This is a genomic window from uncultured Megasphaera sp. (assembly GCF_958350005.1).
In the GTDB taxonomy this organism is placed as follows: domain Bacteria; phylum Bacillota; class Negativicutes; order Veillonellales; family Megasphaeraceae; genus Megasphaera.
This window is the reverse complement of the sequence record NZ_CATWFF010000129.1, coordinates 1-5,917: the sequence shown is the minus strand read 5'-3', so window position 1 is coordinate 5,917 and position 5,917 is coordinate 1. Positions and strand designations below refer to the sequence as shown.

Genomic DNA, 5,917 nt, shown 5'->3' with positions numbered 1-5,917 from the left:
ATGCCGCCGGAACTGCGCAAAGCTCATCAGGAAAACGACAAAGCCGTCATGACCGCCTACGGCTGGAACTGGCGCGGCATGAGTGAATCAGACTGCGTAGCCGAACTGATGAAGCTATATCAAAAGCTGACTGAAAAGAAAGCGAAATAGTTATCTGGCAGGTCGGAGAAAATGCAACTCTCTCTAGAGAAAACGCAACTTTCTCTAAAGAAAACGCAATTTACGCTGGAGAAAATGTAATTTATACCAGTGGATAATGGTATCTCTTAGGAAATGGCGGATACTATCATGAATACAAGGAGATGATCAGAATGGATGAGAAAAAAGTATGTATCCTCATGGGCAGTCCCCGCAAGCAGGGCAATACTATTGCCATTACACGGCCCTTTATAGATGAGCTGGAGAAACATGGCTGTTCGGCAGAGCTTATCTGGCTGTATGACAAGGAGCTGCAGTCTTGCCGGGCCTGTCGGGTCTGTCAGAAAGACTGGACTATTTTTGGCTGTGCTGTTCACGATGATATGCAGGAGATTTTCGATTCCGTTCTGGCCTGTGATCTCCTGGTACTGGCGACGCCCATTTACTCCTGGTACTGTACGCCGCCTGTGAAGGCCGTCCTGGATCGGCTGGTATACGGCATGAATAAGTATTATGGCGAGAAAAAAGGCCCGGCTCTGTGGGCTGGCAAGAAGGTAGCCCTCGTCACGACGTGCGGCTATCCAGTCGAAAAAGGGGCCGATCTGTGGGAACAGGGCATTCGGCGATACTGCCGCCATTCGCAGCTTTCCTATGTGGGCATGCTGGCAGAACACGATTTAGGCTATGCCCATGTTTTCATGGATGCTGACAAGGAACAGCGGGCCCGCCAGTTTGCCCGGCAGCTGCTGTAAGAGAATACACAAAAACCGTTTTTCACCGGATACAGATACCGGGAAAAACGGTTTTTTCGTCATTGCGAACGTTGGCAGACTTACTATTTTTTCAGCTGAGCCAGTTCAGCCCGCAGTTTTTCATTTTCTGCTTCCAAAGCGGCCAGCCGCTGATTCAGGTAGGCGAGAGTTACGACAGACGTGTCATCAGATTCGCTGGTCTGGACGCCTGTAATGGTTCCCTTCCCGGCAAACTGCACGCCGCCGACCGTACCGGATGCAGCAGTGACGCTGGTGCCGTAGATATTTCCCAAATTGGCCGTTGAAGCCTGGACATTTTTAGCAGCTACATTGTTGGCCGTCACATTGCCGTCTTTCAGGGAAATGCCGTTCATGTAGCCATTTACATAGTGGCCGGCGTCGTTTTTATCCCACGTAACGGTGCCGCTGCCGTCGTCAACAGTTGTGACGTCTGTATCAGTGACGCCGTTGCGGCTGGTCACGACGCGGTGGTACGTTTTGCCGTCCTGGCCGTTGGTATAGGACACGGAGCTGAATTCATAAGAAGAAGACGTAACGCCGTCGTTATTTGTCTTTGCCGTGTCAGCAGCAGAGACTCCGGCCAGGGCGCCAATAGCCAGCATAGCCGATGTGCAGGCGCTGATAATACGTGTATTCATAAGATCCCCCTTTTCTTCATACCTGTGCAGATACATACTGTATCGTGTTGGCTATAGTATACTGACTTTTATCGAAAAATCAAGAATAATTCCCAACAGTGTTAGAAAACTGTAACATTACAGAACACTTCTTAAATGTTGTCGAAAACCGGGAACCTTAGTATAATTGAATCAAGAAGAAAGGTGGTGCGTATATGTCTATCCATGAGTCCATTCCGCCAGATCCCAAAGCAAAACGCCATCAGCGGGCACTGCATATTATTAAACGATGGCGGCTGATGGATGATGAGTTTATGAAACGCTGTTTGAAGGATAATATTCCTGCTGTAGAATGTATTTTACCGCTCCAACAGAGGTGGCTGTGATGTGTGCGGAACTTGAAAAATGGAGCCTGGAAGAACGTAAAGAAGGGGAAAGCCGACTGACGAAGTTGTTGAAACTATTAAAAGCCAATGGCCGGCTGCATGATCTGGATTTGGCGATTGAAGATGAAACTATCAGGAAAAAGCTGTATCAGGAATATCATATTGAATAAAGATAAGAGTAGCATGTGGGCTATACATGCTATCAGATCCATTAAGACCGCGAGAAAGAAGGGAAGCTCATGGATATAGACCAGTATTTGGCAAAAGAAGGGGAGAAGATTGACCTTCGCCAGTTTTCCACGTCCTGTGACGTCGATGTGGATAAAGAAATTGTCAAGCAGGAATGGATGCCTAAGGCCATTGAAGAAATGCAGGCCTGGCAGGAAAAATTGTATGCTGACAATCATTATGGCGTCCTCATTGTCCTGCAGGCCATGGATGCTGCCGGAAAGGACGGTACGATCAAGCATGTATTTGCCCGGCTCAATCCGGCTGGCGTCCACGTGCAGAGCTTCAAGCAGCCCAGTGCAGAAGAAAAGGATCACGACTACATGTGGCGCGTCAATAAAGCCCTGCCGAGCCGCGGAGAAATCGGCATTTTCAACCGGTCCCATTATGAAGACGTCGTCGTTGCCAATATTCACAATCTCATTAAAAGTGATGGCATTCCCGATAAGCTGATAAAAAAAGATATCTGGGAAAAACGGTACCGTCAGATTTGTGACTGGGAACGGTATCTCGTAGAAAATGGCTTTCCTGTCATTAAGATTTTTCTGCACCTTTCCAAAGAAGAACAGAAGAAGCGGCTCATTGACCGTATTGTGACGAAACAGAAAAACTGGAAGTTTTCCATGGCCGATATTCACGAACGGCAGTACTGGGACCGGTATCAGAAAGTATACGGCGAAGTCATTACGGCGACGACCAGGAAATATGCGCCGTGGTATATCATTCCGGCAGATAACAAGTGGTATACGCGGTACGTCGTTTCTCAGATTGTCCTGAAGACGCTGCGCCGCATTAATCCCAAATTCCCGAAATTGGATTCCAGTGTGGAAGCACAGCTGGAACAATTCCGAAACCTGCTGAAACATGCTGATATTGAGGATTTAAAGCAGTTGAAGAAAACCATAAAGTAAATATGGCAGAATTGTTTATGTCATACAAAAGCCTTCTTTCAACACCGTTGTGTGCTGGGAGAAGGCTTTTGTATCATATTTATTTCAAGCATTAGTCCGGCTTATGCAAATGTCATATATATGTTATCTTTACACAAATTTTACATAACGCCGACGTATATTTTACGAAGTTCCTGTTAAATTGATAATAACGTATACAGCACATCGGTGTATATACTGTTACCACTTGTTTCCTGTATGAGAGAGGAGAAATTACACATGGATCCCAGTTTGAAAATCTTTTTTGGCCTCATTGGCGGGCTGGCTCTGTTTTTGTACGGCATGAACGGCATGAGCGATTCCCTGCAGAAAGTAGCAGGAGAACGGATGAAAAAAATCCTGGGCATGCTGACGAAAAACCCTGTTCTGGGTGCTATTGCCGGTATGCTCGTCACGGCAGTACTGCAGTCCAGTTCGGCAACGACGGTCATGGTTATCGGCTTTGTCAGTGCCGGACTGATGACGCTGCCTCAGGGCATTTCCGTTATTTTTGGTGCCAATATCGGTACGACTATGACGGCCCAGCTCCTGGCATTTAAATTATCAGACTATATTTATCCGATTATCTTCATTGGCTTTATTATGAACTTTGTCAGCAAGCAGGAACGGCTGAAGAATATTGGTCTGGTTATCTTTAATTTTGGCCTTCTTTTTGAAGGGATCGAAATTATGGGGAATGTCATGAAACCTCTGGCTGGCAGTCCGATTTTTGTCGATTTGATGGCTCAGGTATCCCATATTCCTGTTCTCGGCCTTCTCGTCGGCATGGGCATGACGCTGGTCGTGCAGTCCAGCTCGGCTACGATCGCTGTACTGCAGAACTTCGCATCTCAGCCCGGCCCTGACGGCGGTTCCGTAATCGGTCTCCTCGGTGCTATTCCTATTCTGCTGGGCGATAATATCGGCACGACTATTACGGCCCTCCTTGCCTGCATCGGTCAGTCGAAAAATGCCCAGCGCACGGCTGTGGCCCACTCGGTATTCAATATTTCAGGCAGTATGGTTTTCCTGTGTATTATTCCTTTCTTTGCCCAGTTCGTCATGTGGATTTCTCCGCAGGGCCCGGAACTGGACGTCATTTCCCGGCAGATTGCCAACGCGCATACGACGTTTAATATTGTCTGCACCCTCGTATGGCTGCCGCTGATTCACGTCATGGTAAAAATCGTACGTTTTATTATCCGCGGCGACGATACAGTGGCCGTATCGACATATATGCCCCGGTATCTGGACAACAACATGTTGGGTCAGCCGGCAGCGGCTATGTATCTTGTTTCTCAGGAACTGGAACATCTGGCCGGCCTTACATCGTCTATGCTGGAAAAGCTCCGCAATGTCGTAAGCGGCAAAGGGGGCAGCGAAGAAGATCAGGGATTTGTTATGGATCAGGAAGGGGTAAAATCCCTGCAGGACCGCATTGCCCTGTATATTACGCGCCTCTTTTCTCAGGGCAGCCTGACGGAACAGCAGGCAGAACAGACAGCAGGGCTGCTGTTTGTATCCAATCATATTGACCATATTGCCGACCGGAGCGGTGAAATCCGCGACTTTGTCAAAAACGTCGATGCCGGAAGCAGCGACCTGTCAGACAAGGCCAAAGCCGAACTGGACAAATGTCTGCAAATCAGTCAGAATATGTTTGCTCAGTCTGTTCAGGCTGTCAAGGAAGGCGATAAGACAGCAGCGCAGCACGTCAACGCCGAAAAACATGAGCTTCATGAACTGCAGAAAGAATGTTACCGTGAACATTTCGAACGCGTCCAGGATAACGAATGCAGCCCCGATTTGACGACAGATTATGCAGCAGTCCTGTATTCACTGGACCGTATGGCCGATAACTGCGTCGGTATTGCCGAAGAAGCTATGGGACATGCAGCCTTCATCAACCTGGATAAACCCGAGAAAGAAGGGGATAAATCATGAGAAACAGGTGGCTTCTGATGCTGGCGGCTTTAGGCACGGCTGTCATCATGGCCGGCTGCGGTTCTTCGTCTCCGTCCCTTCCGGATCTGTCTTCCCTGGGAGAAGTGCATGCTATTTCCCGTGAAGAAGGATCAGGGACGCGCAACGAGTTTGAACGTCTTGTCGGTACAGACGAAAGAGGAGCCAGAGACGTTGCGACGTCCACGACGGAAGCGGTTGCCAAAGTCGCTGCCGATCCGGATGCTGTGGCCTATGTTGCCTACAGTGCCGTCAAAGATGCAAAGGGCGTAAAAATCCTGGCCGTCGATACGATCAAGCCGTCTGTAGAATCCATTCGCGCTGATAACTATCCGCTGACGCGGACCTATTATCTGTGCTGGAACGGTGAACTTCAGCCGGCAGAACAGGATTTGCTTTCCTATATTCAGGGAGCAGGTCAGAGTGTCATTGAACGATATGCCATTTCCCTGAAGAGTCCGACCAGCTTTTTGTCCAGCCAGGCGGCCGGTACCGTTCATATTACAGGTTCGACGTCTATGGAACCGCTCATGAAAGCGATTGCAGAGGAATATGGGCAGTATAATTCCAATGCTGTTATTGACCTGAAGGCAACGGACTCGACAGAAGGTCTGACTGCAGCCATTCGCGGCGAAGCCGATATGGCCATGTCGTCGCGGCAGCTGAAAAGCTATGAAGCAGAATTGCTGCAAAGCCAGCCCGTTGCCCGCGATGGAATTGCCATTATTGTCAATGAAAAGAATCCCCTGACCAATCTGACGAAAGAACAGATTCAGGGATTGTTCAACGGCTCATGGAAGCAATGGGGCAGTATGAAATAAAGTAAACAGATACATCAAAGAGCCGAAGGCCGTCCGGCAAGTTGCCGGACGGCCTTCGTCTCT

Annotated in this window: 8 protein-coding genes; 7 read left to right on the top strand and 1 reads right to left on the bottom strand. The window is 48.7% G+C overall.

The features are described from left to right. The gene (locus tag Q3886_RS10040) at nt 1-150 is read left to right on the top strand and encodes a type IIL restriction-modification enzyme MmeI (RefSeq protein WP_367881560.1); all 150 of its coding nucleotides are present in this window, start codon (nt 1-3) and stop codon (nt 148-150) included. Between the two features lie 161 nt (nt 151-311). Further along, entirely contained in the window at nt 312-890 is a 579-nt protein-coding gene (locus tag Q3886_RS07885) for a flavodoxin family protein (protein ID WP_301860787.1), read from the top strand. A gap of 83 nt (nt 891-973) precedes the next feature. On the opposite strand, the gene Q3886_RS07880 is transcribed toward Q3886_RS07885, so the two are convergent. Further along, nucleotides 974-1,549, bottom strand: a complete 576-nt coding sequence (locus tag Q3886_RS07880; RefSeq protein WP_301860786.1) for a hypothetical protein — start codon at nt 1,547-1,549, stop codon at nt 974-976. 194 nt (nt 1,550-1,743) lie between these two features. Here Q3886_RS07880 and Q3886_RS07875 point away from each other — a divergent pair, with 194 nt between their 5' ends. The 5 genes from Q3886_RS07875 to Q3886_RS07855 all read left to right on the top strand — a co-directional run bounded on the left by Q3886_RS07875 (nt 1,744) and on the right by Q3886_RS07855 (nt 5,854). Next, nucleotides 1,744-1,914 (top strand): hypothetical protein, encoded by a 171-nt coding sequence (locus tag Q3886_RS07875; RefSeq protein ID WP_301860784.1) that lies wholly within the window; start codon nt 1,744-1,746, stop codon nt 1,912-1,914. Continuing rightward, nucleotides 1,914-2,084 (top strand): hypothetical protein, encoded by a 171-nt coding sequence (locus Q3886_RS07870; RefSeq protein WP_301860782.1) that lies wholly within the window; start codon nt 1,914-1,916, stop codon nt 2,082-2,084. Before Q3886_RS07875 ends, Q3886_RS07870 begins: the two co-directional genes overlap by 1 nt. A gap of 69 nt (nt 2,085-2,153) precedes the next feature. Continuing rightward, on the top strand, nt 2,154-3,053 hold the full coding sequence (locus Q3886_RS07865; RefSeq protein ID WP_301860780.1) for a PPK2 family polyphosphate kinase: 900 nt from the start codon (nt 2,154-2,156) through the stop codon (nt 3,051-3,053). Nucleotides 3,054-3,311: 258 nt separating this feature from the next. Then, a complete protein-coding gene (locus Q3886_RS07860; RefSeq protein ID WP_301860778.1) occupies nt 3,312-5,015 on the top strand; it encodes a Na/Pi cotransporter family protein in 1,704 nt (567 codons plus the stop codon). Then, on the top strand, nt 5,012-5,854 hold the full coding sequence (locus Q3886_RS07855; protein WP_301860777.1) for a substrate-binding domain-containing protein: 843 nt from the start codon (nt 5,012-5,014) through the stop codon (nt 5,852-5,854). Before Q3886_RS07860 ends, Q3886_RS07855 begins: the two co-directional genes overlap by 4 nt. Nucleotides 5,855-5,917 lie beyond the last annotated feature (63 nt).